Genomic DNA, 21,634 nt, shown 5'->3' with positions numbered 1-21,634 from the left:
GCAGCCTAACCGCCGTCGCTGTCGGCTTTCGCGTCAGCGTCCTGACCAGCGGCGAAAACCTCGATGTAGCGGCGATCTTCGGCGGCGTGGCGTTCGGCTGCCGGGGAACCGTCGTACACGGCGTTGATGCCGGCTTTCGCGGCGGCCAGGGCCGGCCGCGGACCGTCCAGGAAGCGCCGCGCCCACGTCGCCGCGGCGTCGTAGACGTTGTCGGGGGCCACCATGTCGTCGATCAGGCCCAGCGCCAGCGCCTCCTCGGCATCGAAGAACCGGCCGCTGTACACCAGTTCTTTGGCCCTGCTCGGCCCTACGGCGCGGGTCAGGCGGGCCATGCCGTCGCCTCCGGGCACCAGGCCGGCCAGGATTTCGGTGGCGCCGAACTTCACGTTGTCGCCGCTGACCCGCCAGTCGGCGGCCAGCGCCAGCGTGAGCCCGGCGCCCAGGGCGTATCCGGTGATGGCGGCCACGGTGGGCTTCGGGATCGCGGCGACCGCGTCGATGGCCTCGCGCCGCACCCGGGCGGCGGTGCCGGCCTCGTCCGGGTTCAAAGTCCGCAGTTCGGGCATGTCGTCACCGGCGGAGAAGATCTCGTGCCCGCCGAACAGGATCACCGCGGCGACGTCGTCGCGCCGGCCCAACTCCCCCGCCGCGGCGACAACCTCCCGGTAGACCTGCCGGGTCATCGCGTTGGTAGGTGGCCGTGACAGCAACAGCATGGCCAGCCCGGCGTCCTGGGAGCCGTCGCTGACCACGACGCTCACGAACTCACTCAAAGCGGCCACTGCATCGATCCGCCGGCCTCGCGCGCCCGGTGGTAGCGGTCGGAGTCGAAGAACTCGAAGACCCAGTTGTCGCCGCGCTTCTCCAGCAGTGGCTGGATGGGCACGATCTGGCGTTCGACGGCCAGCACCTCGGCGACGCTGCGGCCGGCCAGCGAGTCCAGCTGGGTCCAGGTCGGCGGCAGCAGGACATTGCGACCGGCCTCGAAGTCGGCGATGGCGTCCTGCGGGAGTGCCCAGCCGGACAGGTCGGACTCGGTGTTCTCGCCGTCGGCGCGCTGCCCCTCGGGCAGGGCCGCCACGAAGAAGTAGGTGTCGTAGCGGCGCGTGCGCTCGGCTTCCGGGGTGACCCAGTTGGCCCAGGGCCGCAGCAGGTCGGAGCGCAGCACCAGCTTCTCGCCGCGCAGGAAGTCGGCGAACGACAGCGTGCGGTCGGCCAGCGCGTGCCGCGACTCGCGGTAGACCGAGGCGTCGCCGACGATACCGTCGGGGTCGTCGGCCGGTCCGGCGAACAGCACGCCCGATTCCTCGAACGTCTCCCGGGCCGCGGAGCAGACCAGCGCGATGGCCAGGTCGGTCTCGATGCCGAACCGCTGCGCCCACCACTCCGGCGGCGGGCCGGCCCACGCGATATCGGCGTTGCGGTCGCGGTCGTCGACCCCGCCCCCGGGAAACACGATGACCCCCGGTGCGAATTCCATCGCGGAGTGCCGTCGCATCAGGAAGATGTTGAGGCCCCCGGGGGCGTCCCGGACCAGCATCACGGTGGCGGCCGGGCGGGCCGGCAGGGGTAGTTGCGGTTCGTTCATGAGCTTCTCCGATGAGCTGCACGGGTCCGCACGCGGCGCGCGAAGTAGCGGCCGTCGACCACATCGAGGGCGATCCGCTGTCCGAACGCCTTGGAGAGGTTCTCGGCGGTCAGCACGTCGGGCAGCAGGCCCGACGCGACGGCCTGACCTTCCGACAGCAACAGGCAGTGGCTGAATCCCGGTGGCACTTCCTCGACGTGGTGGGTGACCAGCACCAGGGCCGGCGCATCGGGGTCGGCGGCCAGATCGGCCAGCCGGGCCACCAGTTCCTCGCGCCCGCCCAGGTCCAGGCCGGCCGCGGGTTCGTCGAGCAGTAGCAGCTCCGGGTCGGTCATCAGCGCGCGCGCGATCAGCACCCGTTTGCGTTCGCCTTCGGACAGCGTCCCGTAGGTGCGCTCGGCGAGATGTTCGGCGCCCAGGCTTTCCAGCATGTCGACCGCGCGCCGGTAGTCGACGTCTTCGTATTGCTCGCGCCAGCGACCGAGCACCGAGTAGCCGGCCGACACCACGAGGTCGCGCACGACTTCGTCGGACGGTATGCGCTGTGCCAGCGAGGAGGAGCTCAGACCGATCCGCGACCGCAGTTCGCTGACGTCGACCCGGCCGAGCCGCTCACCCAGCACGAAGGCGGTGCCGCTGGTGGGGTGCTCGGAGGCGGCCGCGATGCGCAGCAGCGAGGTCTTGCCGGCGCCGTTCGGGCCGATGATCACCCAGCGTTCGTCGAGTTCGACGGCCCAGTCCAGTGGGCCCACCAGGGTGCGACCGCCGCGGCGCAGCGACACATTTCTGAAGTCGATCAGCAGGTCGGGATCGGCCTCGAGCGAGCCGGGTTCGGGCACCCGCCCATCGTGCCGTACCGCGTGCCCGCTTTCACTGCCGGGTCGCGTTAGCTCGCGGGACTGTCGCGGGGCTACAGGTCGTTGCCGGCGTAGGAGAGGTTGAAGCTCTTGTTGGCCAGCGGGAAGTCCGGCATGATCGTGTCCGCCATCGCGACGGGCAGGGCGGGCCAGTTGAACCAGGACGGGTCGACCACCTTGCATCGGGTGACGACCCCGGCGTCCACCTCGACCCGGTGGACCACGGTGCCTCGCCACCCTTCCACGATCCCCACTCCCGAGGTCCCCGCCGTGGGCACCGGTGCGCGATATTCCAGCGGCCCACTGTGCCGGTCAATCAACGCCGCGATCAGCTCGGTGGACGCGGCGAACTCGTCACGCCGCATCGTGTAGCGGGCCAGCACGTCGCCTTCGCCACCCTGCACGGTCGAGATCGGCAGGTCGGTGGTCGGGTGGTCGCGGCGGGCGTCGGTGCTGATGCCGCTGGCGCGGGCGACGTAGCCCAGGCAACCGAGGGCGCGGGCGTCGTCGCGACGCAGCACCGCGGTCTCGGCGAACCGGTCGTAGATCACCGGGTTGCCCAGTGTCAGCTCGCTGATCTCCGCGATCTCAGCGGCCAGCACCCGCAATTCCGCGGGATCCGGGAGCTGTTGGAGCACAACGCCTCCCGGCTGGATCCCGCCGCGCAGCAGCCGGTGCCCGGTGACGCGACGATTGATCCGCAGCACCGACTCGCGGACCCGCTGAGCATGCGCGTTGGCCAGTGCGAAGCCGACATCGTTAGCGAGTGCACCCAGGTCGGCGGCGTGGTTGTAGAGCCGTTCGAGTTCGACCAGCAGGGCCCGCAACCGGTGCACCGGCTCGGGTACTTCGACGCCGAGCGCGTCCTCCACAGCCAGGCAGTAAGCAAGAGCGTGAGCCGCGGCGCTGTCGCCGCTTATCCGCTCGGCCAACGCGACACCGTCCGCGACCGGCCGACCTTCGAAGAGCTTCTCAATTCCCCTGTGCACGAACCACAGTCGCGCCTTGAGCCGCAGCACCGATTCACCGATCACCGAGAACCGGAAGTGTCCGGGCTCGATCAGACCGGCATGCACCGGCCCGACCGGGATCTCGTAGACCCCGGTGCCGTCGACGGTCACGAACGGAAATGCGCCGACAGTAGCGAATTCCGGCGGCCGCCCGGCATCACGCCGCATCGGATGCCAGTCCTGCGGCCAGTGCGCGTGGCTGACCAGCCGCCGCGGCTGCGGATGGCCGACCGGCTTCACACCGTAGAGGTCCATCATCTCCCTCTCGAAGCGGCCCGCGGGAATCGACAGATGACCCAGCGACGGCACCGACGGGCTGGTCGCGTCGGTCGTCAGGGTGAGCTCGACGCGGCGGTCCGGCGCGCCGGCCAGGAGTAGATACACGATCCGGACCGCATCGCCGTCATCGTGAGCCGCCACCAACGCCAAGCGAAACCCGTTGTCCAGCAACTCCCCTACCGCGTCGGCGAGTTCGTCGCCGGTGACCTCACGCCGCTCCATCACCCGGCTCCGAACTGGCTGGCGGCCGCACTGAACAATCCCGTCAACGGACCCGCCGTCACACCCAGCACCAGCGACGCCACCACGCCGCACACCAGAGCACCTGCCACCGCGGTGGGTACCGCAATGGGTGGCGCATGCTCGTCCGGCGTTCCCAGCAGAATGCGCCGGGAGTTGCTGACCAGGGCCGCGAACGCCACGACCATCAGCAGCAGCGCGGCGCCGAGCACCCAGGACAACCGGGCGTCCGCCAGCGACCGCGCGATCGAGATCTCGCTGGCGAACATGGCGAACGGCGGCAAGCCAAGCAGGACAACAACTCCGGCGGCAAATGAGATGCCGATCAAGCGCGAGCGGGACAGCACGGCGCTGATGTCGTCGATGACCGTCGAGCCGTGCGCGGCCTGCAACTGCCCACCGGCCAGGAACAGCACCGTCTTACCGACACCGTGCGCCAGCACGTGCAACAGCAGCGCCGCGATCGCCAGCTTGGTGCCCGCGGCCGCCGCCACCGCGATCAGTCCCATGTTCTCCATTGATGAGTAGGCCAGCATCCGCTTGAGATCGGTTGCGACAGTAAGCAATAGCGCGGCGATCAATACGGTGGCCAATCCCACCGTCAGCAGTCCGGCCCGCAGGAAGCCCGGCCCCAACGCGGCGTCGATGATCGTCCGCAGCCGGATCAGCACCGAAAAGGCAACGGAGAGCAGCACTCCGCTCATCAGCGCCGAAACCGGCGCCGGCGCCTGGCTGTGCGCATCGGCCAGCCACCCGTGGAACGGGACCAGTCCGACCTTCGCGCCGTACCCGATCAGCAGCAGCCCGCCGGCGAGCCGGGTGACCGCCGGGTCCAGATGTGCGGCGTGGGAGCCGAGGACATCGAGGTTCAGCGCGCTCGCCCCGTCGGCGCCGGCATGACGCGCGGCGAAGTACAACAAGACCGTGCCCAGGAACGCGACGGCGATGCCGACCGAGCAGATCACCACGTACTTCCAGGTGGCTTCCAGCGCGGTGGCGGTGCGACGGTGGCCGACCAGGAACGCCGTGATCACTGTGGTGGCTTCGACGGCCACCCAGATCACCCCGATGTTGTTGGCCGACACCGCGACCGCCATCGCCGCCAGGAACGCCGGGGTCAGGGCGCCGTAGAGGCGGGCGTCGCGCCGATCCGTGTGGCCGTCAGCCAGCTCGGCGTCGATGTAGCCGATGCTCGCCCAGGTCGCCAGGGTGCCGACGACGCCGATGACGATCAACATCGTGACCGAGAGCGCGTCGGTGCGCAACACCCCGCCCAGCGCCAGCCGCGGCCGGGCACCGGTCGTGACGCCCAGTGCCGCTGCGGATCCCAGCACAACCAACGCCGACACCACGGTGAGCGCCGTGGTCCAACGTCGCCACCCGCCGGCCAGCGCGACGACGGCGGCTAGCGCCGGCGCGAGTATCGGCGCCAGAATCAGGCCCGCCGTGATCGATCCGGTCATCAATCCCGCAATCTCTGCAGCCGGTCCAGGTCAGCGCCGCCGAGCATGCGCCGCAGTCGGCCGGTCAGCACCCCCAGCACGATCAGGGCGAACAGAACATCCAGCGACGCGCCGAGTTCGACGATCAGTGGCACCCCCGCCGTCAACAGGAAGGCGGTGGCCGCAATCCCGTTGTCCAACATCAGAAAACCCGCGGCCTGAGAAATGGCGTGGCGCCGAGTGACCATCACGAACATCGCGATCAGCACCACCGCCAGCCCCGCGGGGACCACACTGACGGCGGCGCCGGGATCCAGGTCGACCACCGGGCGGGTGACCGCCAGGGCGACCACCGTGAGCGCCGCGGCGATCAGCAGCGATGCGGTGGTGTTGACCAACGGCGTGGCCTCGCGCTGTTGGCGCTCCTCGGCACCCAGCGCATGCGCGAGCAGCCCGGGCAGCACCACGCCGCGCAGCACGAACAGGGCCGCCCCTATGCCGACCAGCTCCCAATCCCGGCCGTGCACACCGAGAATGACCGGGATCGCGGCCAGGGCCACGCCCTGCAGCGCCAGCAACCGCGCGATCGAACGCAGGTCGCGGCGCCACACGATCAGCACCGCGGTCAGCACCAGTCCCCCTGGTGCCAGATCCAGCACTCCGGAATAGTCGAGATCGGTCATCGCATCACCCCTGCGCCGCAAAGAAGTTCGCTGAGCTCACCGCGAGCAGAGCAAGCAGAAAAGACCCGGCCAGCAACTCCGGCACGCGGAAGAGCCGCAACTTGGCGATGAACACCTCAGCGCCGGCCAGAACGACGGCGGCAAGGGCGACTTTGATGCTGATGGCGATTATGCCGATGCCGACGCCGAGCGCGGTGGGCTGATCGCCGGCAATCCCCCACGGCAGAAACAGATTCGCCAGCAACGCCAGGAGCACCGTCAGGCGCATCGCGCTCGCCCACTCGACGAGTGCCAGCCTGGGCCCGGCATACTCGAGCACCATCGCCTCGTGCACCATGGTCAATTCCAGGTGCGTGGCGGGATTGTCCACCGGCAATCGCCCGGTTTCGGCGATGACGACGATCACCAACGCGACGAAAGCCAGTATTCCCGCCAGCGACACCACCTCGCCCGGGTTGGCCAGGGTGAACCCGACGATCGCGCCCAAGTTGGCCGAGTGGGCGGGAATGGACAACGCAAAGACGGCGAGCAGAATCGTCGGCTCCACCAGCGCGGCAATGGTGATCTCGCGGCTGGCGCCCATGCCACCGAAGGACGTGCCGGTGTCGAGGCCCGCCAACGTCAGGGCCACCGTGCCCAGAAAGAGCAGACCCACCACAGCGAACAGGTCGGCGACGGGGTCCAGCGGTGAGCCGGTTGCCACCAGCGGCACGATCGCGGCGATCAGCAAAGTGGTGGCCGCGAGCAGAACCGGCGCGACCGCGAAGACCAGCGTGGTGCCCGACGGCGTGACCTGCTGCTTGCGCAGCTGCTTGCGCAGATCGCGCCACGGCTGCAGAACGCCCGCGCCGCACCGCCCCTCCGAGCGGGCCCGGACCTGTCGCATCAACCCCAGTATCAGCGGTGCGCCCACCATGACCCCGCCGATCTGGGCCGCACCGGCAACCGCCGACATGACGTTCACCGCGCCACCACCAGAACGATCAACACACCGAGCACGCCGTAAGCCAGGTACAGATGCACACTCCCGTTGTGCGCCCGGCGGACCGCCTGTGCACACCTCGCGACCGTGCGCAGCACCGGCGCGTAGACCCGGTCTTCGACGGCGTCCGAGACGTTGGTGCGGTAGGCGATCCGCGCCACGTGGTAGCGGGTCTCCTCCAGGTGCGTCACCTCGATACCGCTATCGGGGCGCAGCAAGTCATCGAAAACCCGTTGCAGCGGTTGCGCGAATGATGTTGCGGTGTACTGCATCCGAGGCGTCAGGCCGTCCGCGCCGCAGGCCCACAACGGCGATGTCACCGGCTCGGGGCGGCGCCGTGCTCCCCACCTGGTCAGCGCCACGACGACCAGCACCGCGCCGGCCAGTGCCGCAGCCAACAGGGCGGGCGACATAGAGCCGTGAATCCCGAGCAGCCGCAACACGATACCGAGTCCACGGAGATCGGCGTCGCGGGCGGCCGGCACGCTGTGCAGCACCGATTGCAGGGCTGCGGTGACGACCGATGGCAGCACCGCCAGGACGACACAGCCGACGGCCGCCCCGGCCATGCCGATGATCATGCTGACCGGCGCCTCGCGCGCCCGCTCGGCACCCTCGGAGCGCGCTCGCGCCAGGAAGCCGGTGCCAAATGCCTTGACCATCGCTGCCACACCCAGCCCCGTGGTCAGTGCCACTGCGCCGACGCCGACCGGTGTCACCAGTCCGAGCAACGAATTGTGTTCCGGCCGTGCGTGAATCAGCGACTGCACCAACAGCCATTCGCTGACGAATCCCGCGCCCAGTGGCAACCCCGACGCGCCGAGCGCGGCCATCCCGAAAAGCGTTGTCGTGAAGGGCATCCGCCGGGCCAGTCCACCCATCCGGTCGAGGTCGCGTTCACCCGTGGCCACCAACACCGAACCGGCGGCCATGAACCCGAGGCTCTTGAACGCGGCGTGCGCGACCAGGTGCAGCAGCGCCGCCGTCATCGCGATCACTGCGGCCGCAACCGCACCGCAGGCCGACAGCAGGGTGGCGGCGCCCAGCGCCAGGATGACCAGCCCCATGTTCTCGATCGTCGAATAGCCGAGCAGCCGTTTGAGATCCGCGGCCACCGACGCCTGCAGAACCCCGTATACGGCCGAGACGGCCCCGACGCCGAGCAACGTGACTCCCCACCACCGGGGGCCCGGTCCCAGCAACTGCAGGTCGATCCTGATGATGCCGTACACGCCGAGGTTGACCATGGCGGCACTCATCAACGCCGAAACCGGACTCGGCGCTTCCGGATGAGCGCGCGGCAACCACGCATGCAACGGCAGCAGGCCGGCTTTGGAACCGAATCCCAGCAGAGTCAACAGGAAGACCGCATTGCGCGTCCCTGCTTGCACACCGGCGATGCCGGCGAACCGGTCGGTGCCGGCCGCCGCGGCCGCCACCATCAGACCGAGCAGTATCGCCGCGAAACCCAGCTGCGTCATCACCGCGTAATAGACTGCGGCGGAACGCACTTCGGCCCGGGCATGACCGGAGGCCAGCAGGATCAACGAGGTGACCGCCATCAGTTCCCAGGCCAGCAGGAAGGTGCTCACCGAACCGGCGGCGGGCACCAGCAGCATCGCCGCGACGAACGTGGGCAGCGTGACCTGCGCGACGACGCCGAGTCGCTCGCGGTGCAGGTATCCGATGCTGTAAATGCCGACGACCACGGCCACCGCCCCGGTCAACGCCATGAAGAACCCGCCCACCCGGTTGACGCCGAGTTCCACACCGCTCAGCGGCAGCAGCCAGGGCAGCCGCACCGTCGGCAATGAACCGAATACCGCCGTGACGCCCAGCCCCGCACCTGCGATACCGGTCACCGCGGTCGCAACCCCGCTCAACGCTGCGCCGATACCGTTGCTGCGCAGGGCCTCCGGTGCCTCCGCAGGCGCCAGGGTCGCCGTCACCTGCCCGTCACCGATCTCAGGGCCGCCACCACCTGATCGGGTGACGGCGGGCAACCGGGGATCTCGACGTCGACCGGTATCACGTCACCGACCGCCCCGACCACCCCGTAGGCGTCACCGAACACGCCGCGGTTGAGCGCGCAGTCCCCGCAGGCGATCACCACCCGGGGCAACGGCGTGGCTGCCACGGTGTTGCGCAACGGCTGCGCCATGTTTCGGGTCACCACGCCGGTGACCAACAACGCGTCGGCATGCCGGGGCGATGCGACCAGCCGGGCGCCGAACCGTTCTGCGTCGTACACCGGGCCGAATGCCCCGGAGATCTCCACTTCACAGCCGTTGCACGAACCCGCGTCGACGTGGCGCACCTGCAACGAGCCGGACACGCCGGCCGGCGGGGCGACGGCCGGTGCGGGCCGCTCACCCGCGGGTTCGGCAACCCGGCCCAGACGCAGTATCCTGCCGATCCAGCTCATCGGCGCTTACCGCCGAGCCGTGGGGACGTCGGAGCGCAGGTCCTCGAGCATGGCGACCTGGCCGGTCAGCATTCCGGTCAGCACCCGTCGGGCCACCGCCATCAGCTCGGCGATCAGCGGCGAGGTGATCGAGTAGATGACCGTGTTGCCGTCCTTGCGCGCCGTCACCACCCCGGCCCGCCGCAGCACCGCGAGCTGCTGGGACAGGTTCGAGGACTCCAGGCCGACCTCGGGCAGCAGTTCGGCGACCGTGTGGTCGCGTTCCGACAGCAGCTCCAGGATGCGGACCCGCGCCGGGTGGCCCAGTGTCTTGAAGAACTCGGCCTTCAACTTGTACAGCGGCTCAGACACCGACCCTCGCTAAGGATTCATCAATTTAACAATTGAAGAATTTATCAGACGTTGGTCACCTCGGCATGGCGAGCAGACACAAAATCGCACGGGAACGCGCGCTCCGACGCGAGTTTGTGTCTGCTCGCGCAGCTTTATTCGGCAGGAATCTCGACGCGGCGCACCACGCCGTCGACCGCGTCGGCGGCTTCGATCTCGCCGCGGGTCACACCCAGCAAAAACAGCACGGTGTCCAGGTACGGATGGCTCAGCGACGCGTCGGCCACCTCACGCAGCGCGGGCTTGGCGTTGAACGCGATGCCCATGCCCGCGGCCGCGAGCATGTCGATGTCGTTGGCGCCGTCGCCCACCGCGACGGTCTGCTCCATCGGAACCCCGTACTGCCCGGCGAACGCCCGCAGCGCGGTGGCTTTGCCGGCCCGGTCGACGATTGTTCCCACCACCCGCCCGGTCAGGGTGCCGTCGACGATCTCCAGCTCGTTGGCGGCGACGAAGTCCAGCTTGAGTTCCTCGGCCAGCGGCTCGATGATGCGCCGGAACCCGCCGGAGACCACTCCGCAACGAAAACCCAAGCGCTGCAACGTCCGCAGCGTGGTCCGGGCGCCCGGCATCAGCTCCAGCTGCTCGGCGACGTCATCGATCACGGAGGCCGGCAGGCCGGCCAGGGTGGCGACTCGCTGCTCCAGGGACTCCGCGAAGTCCAGTTCGCCGCGCATCGCGGCCTCGGTGATCGCCGCGACTTTGCCTTCGGCGCCGGCGCGGGCCGCCAGCATCTCGATGACCTCGCCCTGCACCAGCGTCGAATCCACGTCGAACACGATGAGCCGTTTGGTGCGCCATTCCAGACCGTAATCCTCGAGCGCCACATCGACCTGCTCGTCGGCGGCGACCTTGGTCAGCGCACTCTGCAGCGGGCCGTACGCGCCGGACGGCACCGACACCCGCAGCTCCAGACCGGTGACGGGGTAGTCGGAGACGCCGCGGATGAAGTCGATGTTGACGCCCAGGTTGGCCACTTCCCTGGCTACCGCGCCGAAGGCACCGGCGGTGATCGGGCGGCCGAGCACGAAGATGGTGTGGGTCGAGGGCTCCCGGATGATTGGCAGGTCGTCGCTGCGCTCGATCGTGACATCCAGACCGACCTCGCGGATCGCGGCTTCGACGTCCTCGCGCAACGCGGCGCCCTCGAGGTCGCCGCCGGACGGGTCCAGCGGGCAGGACACCAACACGCCCAGCGTCAATCGCCGGCGTATCACGACCTGTTCGACGTTGAGAAGCTCAACCTTGTGCCGGGCAAGAACGCCGAACAGTGCAGACGTCACACCGGGTTGGTCGACGCCGGTAACCGTGATCAGCACCGACACCCGGGGTGACTTACTCACCCGCGCCGGCCGTCATCAGGTGCGGACGCTGACGTCGTCCGCTCTGGTGACATCGCCGTCGGAGGGACCGTGACTGCGCCCGACATGGGCCTCGGCGCGCAGCCGCTCGACCATGTGCGGGTAGTGCAGCTCGAAAGCCGGGCGCTCCGAACGGATCCGGGGCAACTCGGTGAAGTTGTGCCGCGGCGGCGGGCAGCTCGTCGCCCACTCGAGGGAGTTGCCGTAACCCCACGGGTCGTCGACGGTCACCACCTCGCCGTAGCGCCAGCTCTTGAAGATGTTCCAGACGAACGGCAGCATCGAGACGCCGAGGATGTATGCGCCGACGGTGGAGATGATGTTCAGCGTGGTGAAGTTGTCGGTCGGCAGGTAGTCGGCGTAACGACGCGGCATGCCCTGGTCGCCCACCCAGTGCTGCACCAGGAACGTGGTGTGGAACCCGATGAACGTCAACCAGAAGTGCACCTTGCCCAGCCGCTCGTCGAGCAGCCGGCCCGTCATCTTCGGGAACCAGAAGTAAATGCCCGCGTAGGTCGAGAACACGATGGTGCCGAACAACACGTAGTGGAAGTGCGCGATGACGAAGTAGCTGTCGGTGACGTGGAAGTCCAGCGGCGGGCTGGCCAGCAGGACACCGCTGAGTCCACCGAGCAGGAACGTCACGGCGAACCCGACGGAGAACAGCATCGGCGTCTCGAACGTCAACTGCCCCTTCCACATCGTGCCCACCCAGTTGAAGAACTTGATCCCCGTGGGGACGGCGATCAGGAAGGTCATGAAGGAGAAGAAGGGCAGCAGCACGGCGCCGGTGGCGAACATGTGGTGTGCCCACACGGCGACCGACAGCGCGGCGATCGACAGCGTCGCGTAGACCAGCGTGGTGTAACCGAAGATCGGCTTACGCGAGAACACCGGGAAGATCTCCGAGACGACGCCGAAGAACGGCAGCGCCAGGATGTAGACCTCCGGGTGGCCGAAGAACCAGAACAGGTGCTGGAACAGCAGCACTCCGCCGTTGGCCGGGTCATAGATGTGAGCACCGAGGTGGCGGTCGGCGGCCAGCCCGAACAGGGCGGCGGTCAGCAGCGGGAAGGCGATCAGCACCAGCACCGACGTCACCAGGATGTTCCAGGTGAAGATCGGCATCCGGAACATCGTCATGCCCGGTGCGCGCATGCACACCACGGTGGTGATCATGTTCACCGCACCCAGGATGGTGCCCAGACCGGCGACCGCGATGCCCATGATCCACAGATCCGCGCCCGCGCCGGGCGTGTGGACCGCGTCACTGAGCGGGGTGTAGAAGGTCCAGCCGAAGTCGGCGGCACCGCCCGGGGTGATGAAGCCGGACGCCACGATCAGCCCGCCGAACAGGAACAGCCAGAATGAGAACGCGTTCAGCCGGGGGAAGGCCACGTCGGGCGCACCGATCTGCAGGGGCAGCACCAGGTTGGCGAAGCCGAACACGATCGGGGTGGCATAGAACAGCAGCATGATGCCGCCATGCATGGTGAAAAGCTGGTTGTACTGCTCGTTCGACAGGAACTGCAGGCCGGGAACGGCCAGCTCGGTTCTCATCAGCAACGCCAGCAGGCCGCCGATGAAGAAGAACATGAAGCAGACGACGCAGTACATGATGCCGATCAGCTTGTGATCGGTCGTCGTGATCAGCTTGTAGATCAGGTTGCCCCTGGGTCCGGTGCGAGCCGGGTAGGGACGGACTGCCTCGAGTTCTCCCCGTGGGGGCGCTTCGGCTGTCAACAGATCCTCCAAACATCCATCCGGACAGGGGCGCACATACAGTGCTGAGTGGAATCTTAGCCCGCGTTCAGCCTGCCGGTAGGCCTGGTCCTACAAACTGTCGTATTTGATACCGCACCCGCCCGCGAGCCGCCCGACCGGCGGGGTCTGAGCAGGCCGGATGTTACCGTCGGACCCGTGCAATCCGGCGGCTTCCGAACCAGTCTGAGCGCCGTGGCGGCGGCCGCGCTGGTCCTGACATCCGCATGCGGTTCGGACAAACCCGCGGCCACGTCGTCTCTGGTCACGCCGACCACCCAGATCGCCGGTGCCGGGGTGCTCGGTAACGACCGCAAGCCCGACGAGTCGTGCGCCCGGGATGCCGCCGCGCCCGACCCCGGTCCCCCGCGGCCCGCCCGCAATGTGGCCGGGGCCGGCCCCGGCGAGGTTCAGGTGCCGGCCGACCCCCAGCGCATCGTGGTCCTCTCCGGAGATCAGCTCGACTCGCTGTGCGCGCTCGGCCTGCAATCCCGGGTCGTCGCCGCGGCACTGCCCGACGGATCGTCGAGTCAGCCGTCCTACCTGGGCAAGGTGATTCACGACGCGCCGGGTGCCGGCCCGCGCAATGCCCCGGACCTGAAGGCCGTCGCGGCGGCCCACCCGGACCTGATCCTCGGCTCGGTGGCGCTGACACCGGCGCTGTATCCGCAACTCGCCGCGATCGCGCCGACCGTGTTCACCGCGGCACCGGGTGCGTCCTGGGAGGACAATCTGCGCGGGGTCGGCGCCGCTACCTCGCGCGGTGCCGCCGCCGACGCGCTGATCAACGGCTTCCGGCAGCGCGCGACCGATATCGGCGCCAAGCACGATGCGCCCCACTTCCAGGTTTCGGTGGTGCAGCTGACCACCAACACGCTGCGCGTCTACGGGTCCAACAACTTCCCCGCCAGCGTGTTGAGCGCCGTCGGCGTGGACCGTCCCGCGGCGCAGCGGTTCACCGACAAGCCCTACCTGGAGTTCGGTACCACCGACACCGACCTGTCCAAAAACCCCGACTTCGCCGCCGCCGACGCCGACATCATCTATGTGTCGTGCGCCGGGCCCGCGGCCGCCGACCGCGCGGCCACTGTCCTGGACAGCGCCCCCTGGCGGCGGCTCGGCGCCAACCGCGACAACCGGATCTTCATCGTCAACGACGAGATCTGGCAGACCGGTGAGGGAATGATCGCCGCCCGGGGCATCGTTAATGATCTGCGTTGGATCAACGCGCCGATCAACTGACGGCAACGATCAACTGAGAGCGACGATCAACCGAGAGTGACCAGCGCAACGCCGCCGCGATTGGCGTCCAGACCGTTACCTTAGCTAACCTTTATAGAGCAACCAGACGCAGAGGATGATGATGAGCACCGTTTCCGCATACGCCGCCACGTCGGCAACCGAACCGCTGAGCAAGACCACGATCGAACGCCGCGAGCCCGGCCCGCACGATGTGGCCATCGACATCAAGTTCGCCGGAATCTGCCACTCCGACATCCACACCGTCAAAGCCGAATGGGGCGTACCGAACTACCCGGTGGTGCCCGGCCACGAGATCGCCGGCGTGGTCACCGCCGTCGGCTCCGAGGTCACCAAGCACAAGGTCGGCGACCACGTCGGCGTCGGCTGCATGGTGAACTCCTGCGGTCAGTGCAGCAGCTGTAAGGCCGGCCTCGAGCAGTACTGCAAGAAGGGCGCCACCTTCACCTACAACTCCACCGACAAGGACGGCACCCCCACCCAGGGTGGCTACAGCCAGGCGGTCGTGGTGGACGAGAACTTCGTCGTGCACATCCCCGAGTCGCTGCCACTGGACGCCGCGGCGCCGCTGCTGTGCGCCGGCATCACCCTGTTCTCACCGCTGCGGCATTGGAAAGCCGGACAGGACACCCGGCTGGCCATCGTCGGACTGGGCGGCCTGGGCCACATGGGCGTCAAGCTGGGCGCCGCGATGGGCTGCCAGGTGAGCGTGCTGTCCCAGTCCTTAAAGAAGATGGAAGACGGATTGCGTTTGGGCGCAAGCAATTACTACGCGACCGCCGACCCGGACACCTTCAAGAAGCTGCGCGGCAGCTTCGACCTGATCCTCAACACCGTCTCGGCGAACCTCGACCTCGGGCAGTACATGAACCTGCTCGACGTCGACGGCACCATGGTGGAGCTTGGCATTCCCGAGCACCCCATGGAGGTGCATGCGTTCGCATTGGCGGCGGCACGACGCAGCCTGTCCGGTTCGAACATCGGCGGGATCGCGGAGACCCAGGAGATGCTCGACTTCTGCGCCGAACACAACGTGACGCCCGAAATCGAGGTCATCGAAGCCGATTACGTCAACGAGGCCTACGAGCGGGTGCTGGCCAGCGACGTGCGCTACCGCTTCGTCATCGACATCTCGACTTTGTAAGCGACCCCGGTAAGCGTCAGAGGGCGGCGCGCAGCCGCGCCGCCACCTCTTCGGCCGCTTCGCCGTCCTCGTCGCCGGGGATCACCTCGCTGACGTCGATGCCGGCCAGCGGCCACCCGGCGGCGGCGAGCGTGGCGGCCACCCGCCGGACGTTTTCCGGACCGGGGTCGTGGTGGGTCAATTCCGCGATCTGTTCGGCGATCTCGTTGCCGTCGATCACGCCGTCAGCCACCGCGGGCGAACCCTTGGCAGTGAGATTGTCGATGACTTCCTTGAGCTGGTCGGACGTCAGGGGCGTGCTGCGCAGCAGGGCGAACAGCGGGACCCGATCGGGCCCGGGCACGCCTTCGGGATAGCCGGCCTGCAGCCAGCGGATCACCGAGCGAAAGAAGTTGGGGTGGGCGCCATCGTTACGGTCTTTCGTCACCCGCCCAGTGTCCCGAAACCGACGTCGAGGACGCCACTTGCGAAGGCGTGCTGAGCAGACAATTCACGCTTCGTTCACGACGCGCACACGTGCGGGCCGGGTTGTACGCAGCGGCCGCGGCGTGCTCAGGGTCTGCCGCTGTTGCGCTCCGACCCATTGAGAGAGCATGCGAACGACCTCGGCGATGTATCTCTCCCGCTCGTCGCGATCGGTCACGGACAGGGCGATCCACGGGGCGAAGTTGGCGACGACCCGCGTCGAAATGGTGGCCGCTATCTCGATGTCGTCGACGTCGAGATGATCGGCGTGCGCCAGCAGGTAGCGGCGCGCGATGTCGTGGACGCGCTGATACAGGGCGTGATCGCCTGAATTCGGCTGCGGCGCAGCGGCTCGAGAAGCCAGCATAGCCGTGACGCCCGGTTCGGCTTCACAGAACGCGATCGTCGCCCGCATCATCGCTTCGGCCGCTTCGGGGTAGGAGTCGGCGCTCAGGGCCTGCATCCGCGTTGCGGCCAACGCTTCCAGCCGGTGCAGACGATCGTCGAGCAGCGCATCGATCAGCGCCTCTTTGTTCGGGAAGTACTGATAGATCGAGCCGATCGCCACACCCGCGCGCGCGGCGATCTTGTTCGTGCTCGTGGCTTCCAGCCCGACGTCCCCGATAACCTGAGCGGTCGCTTCGATGACCTTGCCCACCAATTCCACCGATCGCTCCTGGGAGGGCTTGCGCCGCTGCGAACTGGCTGTTCGTCGCGGCTTTCCAGGACGAACGTCGGGCACCGGAACCCCCCTTGCGCGGTCGCGGGTTGACATGAGCAGTAGCTCACATTTTAGCCTTGGGGTGGCAATGTAGCCAGTGTCGTGAGGGAGCGAAAACCGTGAGTGACCTCGTTGTCCGCCATATTCCGTTCGAGTTCGACGGGGTGGAATTCATCTGGAACCGCGCGAATCCCCGTTTCGCGGTCGCCATGAACGTCCTGTCCTTCTGGGCGATCGGCCTGGAGCGCTACCTGGTGAAGACGATGAAGGACGCCGACACCGTCATCGCCGACGCCGAGGTGCGCCGGGAGGCCCGACTGTTCCTGCAACAGGAGTCGGTGCACACGTCGTGTCATCGCCGCCACGTCAAGGCTCTGATCGAGCGGTACCCGGGCCTGCAGGTGGCGCTGGACAAGGCGATCGCGCACTACGACGTTCTGCACCGCGACAACGACATGCGCTATCTGCTGGCCTACGCCGCCGCGCTGGAGGGCACCTTCACACCGATTTTCAAGATGATCATCGACAACCGGGCGAGCCTGTTCGCCGACGGTGACGCGCGAGTCGCCTCGTTGTGCCTCTGGCATTTCTGCGAAGAGGTCGAGCACCGCAGTTCGGCAGTCTCCATTTACGACCATGTCGTGGGCGAACCCGGCTACAAGATCCGGTCTTTTTCGTCCACCATGCGCCATGTCTGGCGGTGCCACCGGATGCTGCTGCGGGAGTTCAGCAACGCAGTGCCCGGCGCGCGGGAACTGTGCAGCAGACCACGTAACGCCTTCGCCACCGTTCCCGTCCGGCAACAGGTTTCGATGGTTCGGCAGGTATTCGCCTCGATCCTGCCCGGCTACGACCACGACAATCAGCCGTTGCCGGAATGGGCAGCGACCTGGTTCGACCACTGGGCGCGCGGTGAGGACATGACCATGTTCTACGGAGCGCGGCCGGACACGGCTCCATGAATCCCAGCGACAGATTCCTGGAGCTGGCCGTCCGACTCGGCGGCATCTCCCCGGGCGCGCTGCAGCACTTCTTTTATCTGCACAACCCTTTGGATCTGCAGAACGCGACGCTGAACGTGATCGAGCTGCTCATGATCATGTCGGCCGCACTGGGCTTTGCCCACTCGCTCAACATCTTTCGCCGCAGCGGCGACAGTTCCTACCTCGGCGTCTGGCTGGCGGCGGCGCTGTACTGCATCGTGATGGAAGTGCCGATCTACTTCTTCCCGTCGGCGCTGGGAATCCACGACGGGGCGGTCATCTTCATCCATAACGAGTTCACCGCCGGCGCGTTCTACGGCCGCATGCCGCTGTACATTCTGGCCCTGTACCCGGCCGTGCTGTATCCGGCCTACGTGCTGGTGCGCCAGCGCGGCCTGTTCGACGGACGGTGGGGCGTGATCCGCGGGGCGGTCTGCGTCGGCGTTGTGCATCACTGCTTCTACGAGGTGTTCGACCAGCTGGGGCCGCAACTCAAGTGGTGGCTGTGGGATTACCAACTGCCCGGAATCGGCAACATCACCCTCGCGTCGGTGCCGTTGTTCAGCCTGGTCAACTTCTCCCTGGTCGACCCGATCGCATTTGCGCTGCTGGCGCACGCTCTGGTCGGCCGGCGACGCACCCACGTGCTGGGCCACAGTGTGCTGGTGGGACTTCTGACTCCTGCGCTGGGTGCGGCGCTGTCGGTCAACCTGGTTGCCGCTCGGCTGTTCGGACCCCATCCCATGCTGGTTGCCGGGCTGGGCTGGACGATGCTCATCGTCGCGGTGTTGTTCGCGCTCAACGCATTCTGGCGCATCCGGTCGCGACCATTGCCGGTCGACAGCGGGTTCGCGGCAACCTACCTGCCGCTGTTCGCGTCGGTTTACCTGGTCACCCTGACTACGCTGTGGGCGGTATCGCTGCCCGAATATTTCGGTGCAGCAGGCGGTGTCACGGCACGGGGAACACCGATCGGCTCACTGCCGTACGCGCTCGCCTGCACTGTGGCGTGCGCCTGGCTCGTGAGTCCGTATCTCACGGAACGGCTGAACCGCGTGAGAGCTGAAATTCGTTGACGCCAAATGCTCGGCGTGGGCAGAGTTGTGGCTTCATCCCGATGAAGCCGGCCGCAAGCCGTTCCTGACACTTGCGAGCCGGGACCGGCTTGTCGGCGGGCTTCACTATCCTCGCCTCGTGCGCATGGTTTTCGCGATGACACCGGCATGACGGCGGCCCTGCTTGCCCTTCCGCTGATCGTCGCGTCGGTCGCCGGCATCCTCAGGCACAGCCTGGCGGCCGGCGTTCTGGCGTTCTATCTTGCGCTGCTGTGCGTAGTGCTGGTCGGGTGGCTGGCCAACCGGAAGTGGCCGCGCCGCGCGGGACGCGTCACGAGTCTGCGAGACATCGACGAGATGGACGGTGCCGAGTTCGAGAGCTACGTCGCCGCCCGCCTCGGCCGGGCGGGCTGGCAGGTCACGTTCACCCCGCCCGTCGGCGACTACGGCGTCGACCTGATCGCCGAAAAAGACGGCCGGTATGTGGCGGTGCAGTGCAAGCGCTACGCCAAACCGGTGGGCGTAGCGGCCGTCCAGGAAGTGGTGGCAGGCGCGCGCCACCACGGCTGCACCCGCAGCATCGTCGTCAGCAACCAGGAATTCACCTCTGCCGCAAAACAATTGGCGCGCACCCACGGCTGCCAGTTGATCGGCCGGAAGGTGCTGCAGACCTGGGTGCCGCAGCCGGTCGGTCACCTCGCCTGACAGTGCGGTTCCACCGCCAGCCCGATCAGGTAGTCGAATACTTAGGCCAGCCCGGTCGTTGCTTGCAACGCTAGTTCGTGCGCGACCGACCATTGCGCGTCGGTTTGCCATTGACCGACGAGCTGAAGGGGCAGTGAAATGGGGCAGGTAATCGCGGCGCCAGAACAGATAGCCGCGGCGGCAACGGATTTAGGCGCTATTGCTTCATCGCTCGATGCCGCCCATCTGACGGCGGCATCCCCGACCCAATCGTTGCTGCCGGCGGCCGCCGACGAGGTGTCGGCGAGCATCGCGCAACTGTTCTCTGGTTATGCCGAGGACTATCAGAAGGTCGCCGCGAAGGCGGCGACATTTCATCAGCAGTTCGTGGAGCACTTGACCGCCAGTGCGGGCTCGTATGCCCTCGCCGAGGCGGCCAACGTCGCGTCGCTGCTGCAACCCGTCACTGCGGCGACGAACACCATCGCCACGGCAGCCGCGGACCCGTCGACCATTTTCTACTACGTGGGCGAGGCAGTGCGCCGCATAGGATTTATCGGCAGTTCGTTACCGGGCCTGGCGGGGCAACTGAATCAGCTCTACCTCACCGACCCGGGCTATCTGTACAGCGCGCTACCGTTGTTCCTGATAGGTGGACCTCTGGTTGCCGGTCTTTATGTCTCCGGTCCCCTGTTGCGCCTCTGGATAGACTTGATCAGCCCCATTTACGAGGTGTATCCAACTCTCTACCAAGCACTTATGGCGCCGTTCTTTCCGCTACTGCTTGCGCATCTCATTACATTCGGTGCATTTCTGTAGCAAACCACGAGTTCTGCGGCGATTGCGCGTCACGGTGTTCGCGGCGGGCTGAGATGGTGGTTGCGATCGATCATCAACCGCCGCAACGGATACCGCGCGCAGCGGCGCGTCGTCGATATTCTCGGAATTGCCCGCCTCCCCAGGTCCTGGTTGAACACCATCCTCCCGCAACCCCGCGGTGGTGCAGCGATAACGCGGCACTGCAACCCGCAACCCAGTGAGTAGCCGGCCATGGGCAGATCAGTCAGAGGCCGGACCACGGTGCCGGGATATCGCCCGTCCTGGCCGCAGTCCCGGCTGCGGAAATAACGAGTCCCACGTGTAACTCCAAACAGGACCGCAGCGGAGGTATGCGCCGGAATTAGGTAGTCGACTACCCAACCTCGCCCCGGCGGCGCTGGCGACGATGGAGGTTGACGGGCCGACTACTCCCAGTGATTGAGAGATGCGAGATGTCCTACCTGATCGCACGACCGGCGATGATGGCTTCCGCGGCATCAAGCCTCACCGGGATCGGATCCATGATCACCGATGCCAACTTGGTCGCGACGGCCCCGACCACCGCCGTCCTGGCCGCCGCGGGCGACGAAGTGTCGGCCGCGGTCGCGTCCCTATTTTCCAGCTACGCCCGGCAATATCAGGAGCTGAGCAAGCAAGTGGCGGCGTTTCATGCCCAGTTCGTTCAGGCGTTGACTGGGACGGGTAACGCATACGCGCTCGCGGAAGCGGCCAACGCGGCACCGCTGCAGGCCCTCGCGGCGATCAATGCGCCGGCCGAGGCGCTGTTCGGCCGCCCTTTGATCGGCGACGGCGCTAACGGGCTGGACGGGACCGGACAGGCCGGCGGTGCAGGTGGAATTCTGTGGGGCAACGGGGGCAACGGCGGTGCCGGCGCGGCCGGTCAGGCCGGCGGCCGGGGTGGAGATAGCGGACTCCTTTTCGGTAACGGCGGCGCCGGCGGCCACGGCGCGGACGGCACGACAGGCGGAGCAGGCGGGGCCGGTGGGGCCGGTGGCGCGGGCGGAATGCTCGGCGGCTTCGGCGGTGCCGGCGGCAAAGGCGGAGCGGGCGGCTTTTCCTACGTCGGAGTCAGCGGAGCCGGCGGTGCCGGCGGCGCCGGCGGTACCGCAAGGGCTCTGCTGTTCTACGCCGGCGGCGCGGGCGGGTCCGGTGGGGCCGGCGCCTTCGGTACATGGGGCACCTCTCCGGGCTACGCCGGCCTCGACGGCGGCGCTGGCGCTGCCGGTGGCGCCGGCGGTGCCGGTGGCGCGGGCGGTGCCGCCCTAGGGCTGTTCAGCGCCGGCGGAGTCGGAGGGCTCGGCGGCGATGGGGGATATGGGGGCTCTGGCGGAAATGGCTCGTCCATAATCCTGGGCGCCGGCGCCGGTGGAAACGGCGGCAACGGCGGGGACGGCGGCCCTGCCGGGGCTGGCGGCGCCGGCGGAGCGGCCCTATTACTCCACGGTCAAGCCGGCGCAGCCGGAC

General features: G+C 67.7%; 21 protein-coding genes. 7 read left to right on the top strand and 14 right to left on the bottom strand.

Features of this window, described 5'->3' with window-relative positions:
* Positions 1–5: 5 nt before the first annotated feature.
* From AO501_RS03615 to ctaD, 12 genes are all read right to left on the bottom strand, one after another.
* Complete coding sequence (locus AO501_RS03615) at positions 6–773, bottom strand: enoyl-CoA hydratase (RefSeq protein WP_055576497.1); 768 nt, start codon at positions 771–773, stop codon at positions 6–8.
* Positions 770–1,588 (bottom strand): NUDIX hydrolase, encoded by an 819-nt coding sequence (locus AO501_RS03610; RefSeq protein ID WP_055576422.1) that lies wholly within the window; start codon positions 1,586–1,588, stop codon positions 770–772. The genes AO501_RS03615 and AO501_RS03610 overlap by 4 nt, the downstream gene beginning before the upstream one ends.
* Positions 1,585–2,427 carry an ABC transporter ATP-binding protein gene (locus AO501_RS03605; RefSeq protein ID WP_055576421.1) on the bottom strand — a complete coding sequence of 281 codons (843 nt, stop codon included), beginning with the start codon at positions 2,425–2,427 and terminating at the stop codon, positions 1,585–1,587. Before AO501_RS03605 ends, AO501_RS03610 begins: the two co-directional genes overlap by 4 nt.
* 71 nt (positions 2,428–2,498) lie before the next feature.
* Positions 2,499–3,956: an NADH-quinone oxidoreductase subunit C gene (locus AO501_RS03600; RefSeq protein WP_055576420.1), complete on the bottom strand. Its 1,458-nt coding sequence runs from the start codon at positions 3,954–3,956 to the stop codon at positions 2,499–2,501.
* A complete protein-coding gene (locus AO501_RS03595; RefSeq protein WP_055576419.1) occupies positions 3,956–5,437 on the bottom strand; it encodes a proton-conducting transporter membrane subunit in 1,482 nt (493 codons plus the stop codon). The genes AO501_RS03600 and AO501_RS03595 overlap by 1 nt, the downstream gene beginning before the upstream one ends.
* A complete protein-coding gene (locus AO501_RS03590) occupies positions 5,437–6,099 on the bottom strand; it encodes a hypothetical protein (RefSeq protein ID WP_055576418.1) in 663 nt (220 codons plus the stop codon). Before AO501_RS03590 ends, AO501_RS03595 begins: the two co-directional genes overlap by 1 nt.
* 4 nt (positions 6,100–6,103) lie before the next feature.
* Positions 6,104–7,054: a respiratory chain complex I subunit 1 family protein gene (locus AO501_RS03585; protein WP_156452287.1), complete on the bottom strand. Its 951-nt coding sequence runs from the start codon at positions 7,052–7,054 to the stop codon at positions 6,104–6,106.
* 5 nt (positions 7,055–7,059) lie between these two features.
* A complete protein-coding gene (locus AO501_RS03580; RefSeq protein WP_231752329.1) occupies positions 7,060–8,976 on the bottom strand; it encodes a proton-conducting transporter membrane subunit in 1,917 nt (638 codons plus the stop codon).
* A 50-nt stretch (positions 8,977–9,026) separates the two neighbouring features.
* Positions 9,027–9,506 carry an NADH-quinone oxidoreductase subunit B family protein gene (locus AO501_RS03575; protein WP_055576415.1) on the bottom strand — a complete coding sequence of 160 codons (480 nt, stop codon included), beginning with the start codon at positions 9,504–9,506 and terminating at the stop codon, positions 9,027–9,029.
* A 6-nt stretch (positions 9,507–9,512) separates the two neighbouring features.
* Entirely contained in the window at positions 9,513–9,857 is a 345-nt protein-coding gene (locus AO501_RS03570) for an ArsR/SmtB family transcription factor (RefSeq protein ID WP_055576414.1), read from the bottom strand.
* Positions 9,858–9,991: 134 nt separating this feature from the next.
* The gene (serB, locus tag AO501_RS03565; RefSeq protein ID WP_055576413.1) at positions 9,992–11,239 is read right to left on the bottom strand and encodes a phosphoserine phosphatase SerB; all 1,248 of its coding nucleotides are present in this window, start codon (positions 11,237–11,239) and stop codon (positions 9,992–9,994) included.
* A gap of 15 nt (positions 11,240–11,254) precedes the next feature.
* Positions 11,255–13,000: a cytochrome c oxidase subunit I gene (ctaD, locus tag AO501_RS03560; RefSeq protein WP_055576496.1), complete on the bottom strand. Its 1,746-nt coding sequence runs from the start codon at positions 12,998–13,000 to the stop codon at positions 11,255–11,257.
* Positions 13,001–13,177: 177 nt separating this feature from the next.
* Between ctaD and AO501_RS03555 the strand changes: the two genes are divergently transcribed.
* On the top strand, positions 13,178–14,260 hold the full coding sequence (locus tag AO501_RS03555) for an iron-siderophore ABC transporter substrate-binding protein (RefSeq protein WP_055576412.1): 1,083 nt from the start codon (positions 13,178–13,180) through the stop codon (positions 14,258–14,260).
* Positions 14,261–14,381: 121 nt separating this feature from the next.
* On the top strand, positions 14,382–15,422 hold the full coding sequence (locus tag AO501_RS03550; RefSeq protein WP_055576495.1) for an NAD(P)-dependent alcohol dehydrogenase: 1,041 nt from the start codon (positions 14,382–14,384) through the stop codon (positions 15,420–15,422).
* Between the two features lie 16 nt (positions 15,423–15,438).
* Here the strand turns inward: AO501_RS03550 and AO501_RS03545 are convergent, their stop codons facing one another.
* The gene (locus AO501_RS03545) at positions 15,439–15,849 is read right to left on the bottom strand and encodes a DUF3349 domain-containing protein (RefSeq protein WP_231752323.1); all 411 of its coding nucleotides are present in this window, start codon (positions 15,847–15,849) and stop codon (positions 15,439–15,441) included.
* A gap of 63 nt (positions 15,850–15,912) precedes the next feature.
* Positions 15,913–16,554 carry a TetR/AcrR family transcriptional regulator gene (locus AO501_RS03540; protein ID WP_055576411.1) on the bottom strand — a complete coding sequence of 214 codons (642 nt, stop codon included), beginning with the start codon at positions 16,552–16,554 and terminating at the stop codon, positions 15,913–15,915.
* A gap of 173 nt (positions 16,555–16,727) precedes the next feature.
* Between AO501_RS03540 and AO501_RS03535 the strand changes: the two genes are divergently transcribed.
* The 5 genes from AO501_RS03535 to AO501_RS03515 form a co-directional block, all read left to right on the top strand.
* Positions 16,728–17,570, top strand: a complete 843-nt coding sequence (locus tag AO501_RS03535) for a metal-dependent hydrolase (RefSeq protein WP_055576410.1) — start codon at positions 16,728–16,730, stop codon at positions 17,568–17,570.
* On the top strand, positions 17,567–18,667 hold the full coding sequence (locus AO501_RS03530) for a hypothetical protein (RefSeq protein ID WP_055576409.1): 1,101 nt from the start codon (positions 17,567–17,569) through the stop codon (positions 18,665–18,667). Before AO501_RS03535 ends, AO501_RS03530 begins: the two co-directional genes overlap by 4 nt.
* A 147-nt stretch (positions 18,668–18,814) precedes the next feature.
* A complete protein-coding gene (locus AO501_RS03525; protein ID WP_055576408.1) occupies positions 18,815–19,351 on the top strand; it encodes a restriction endonuclease in 537 nt (178 codons plus the stop codon).
* A gap of 138 nt (positions 19,352–19,489) precedes the next feature.
* Positions 19,490–20,149: a PE family protein gene (locus AO501_RS40000; protein ID WP_063892800.1), complete on the top strand. Its 660-nt coding sequence runs from the start codon at positions 19,490–19,492 to the stop codon at positions 20,147–20,149.
* A gap of 452 nt (positions 20,150–20,601) precedes the next feature.
* On the top strand, positions 20,602–21,634 hold a 1,033-nt coding region (locus AO501_RS03515; protein WP_156452286.1), incomplete at its 3' end, for a PE family protein.

Origin of the sequence: Mycobacterium gordonae, from assembly GCF_001417955.2 — a bacterium.
Taxonomy (GTDB): Bacteria; Actinomycetota; Actinomycetes; order Mycobacteriales; family Mycobacteriaceae; genus Mycobacterium; species Mycobacterium gordonae_B.
This window is presented reverse-complemented; position numbering and strand designations above follow the sequence as displayed.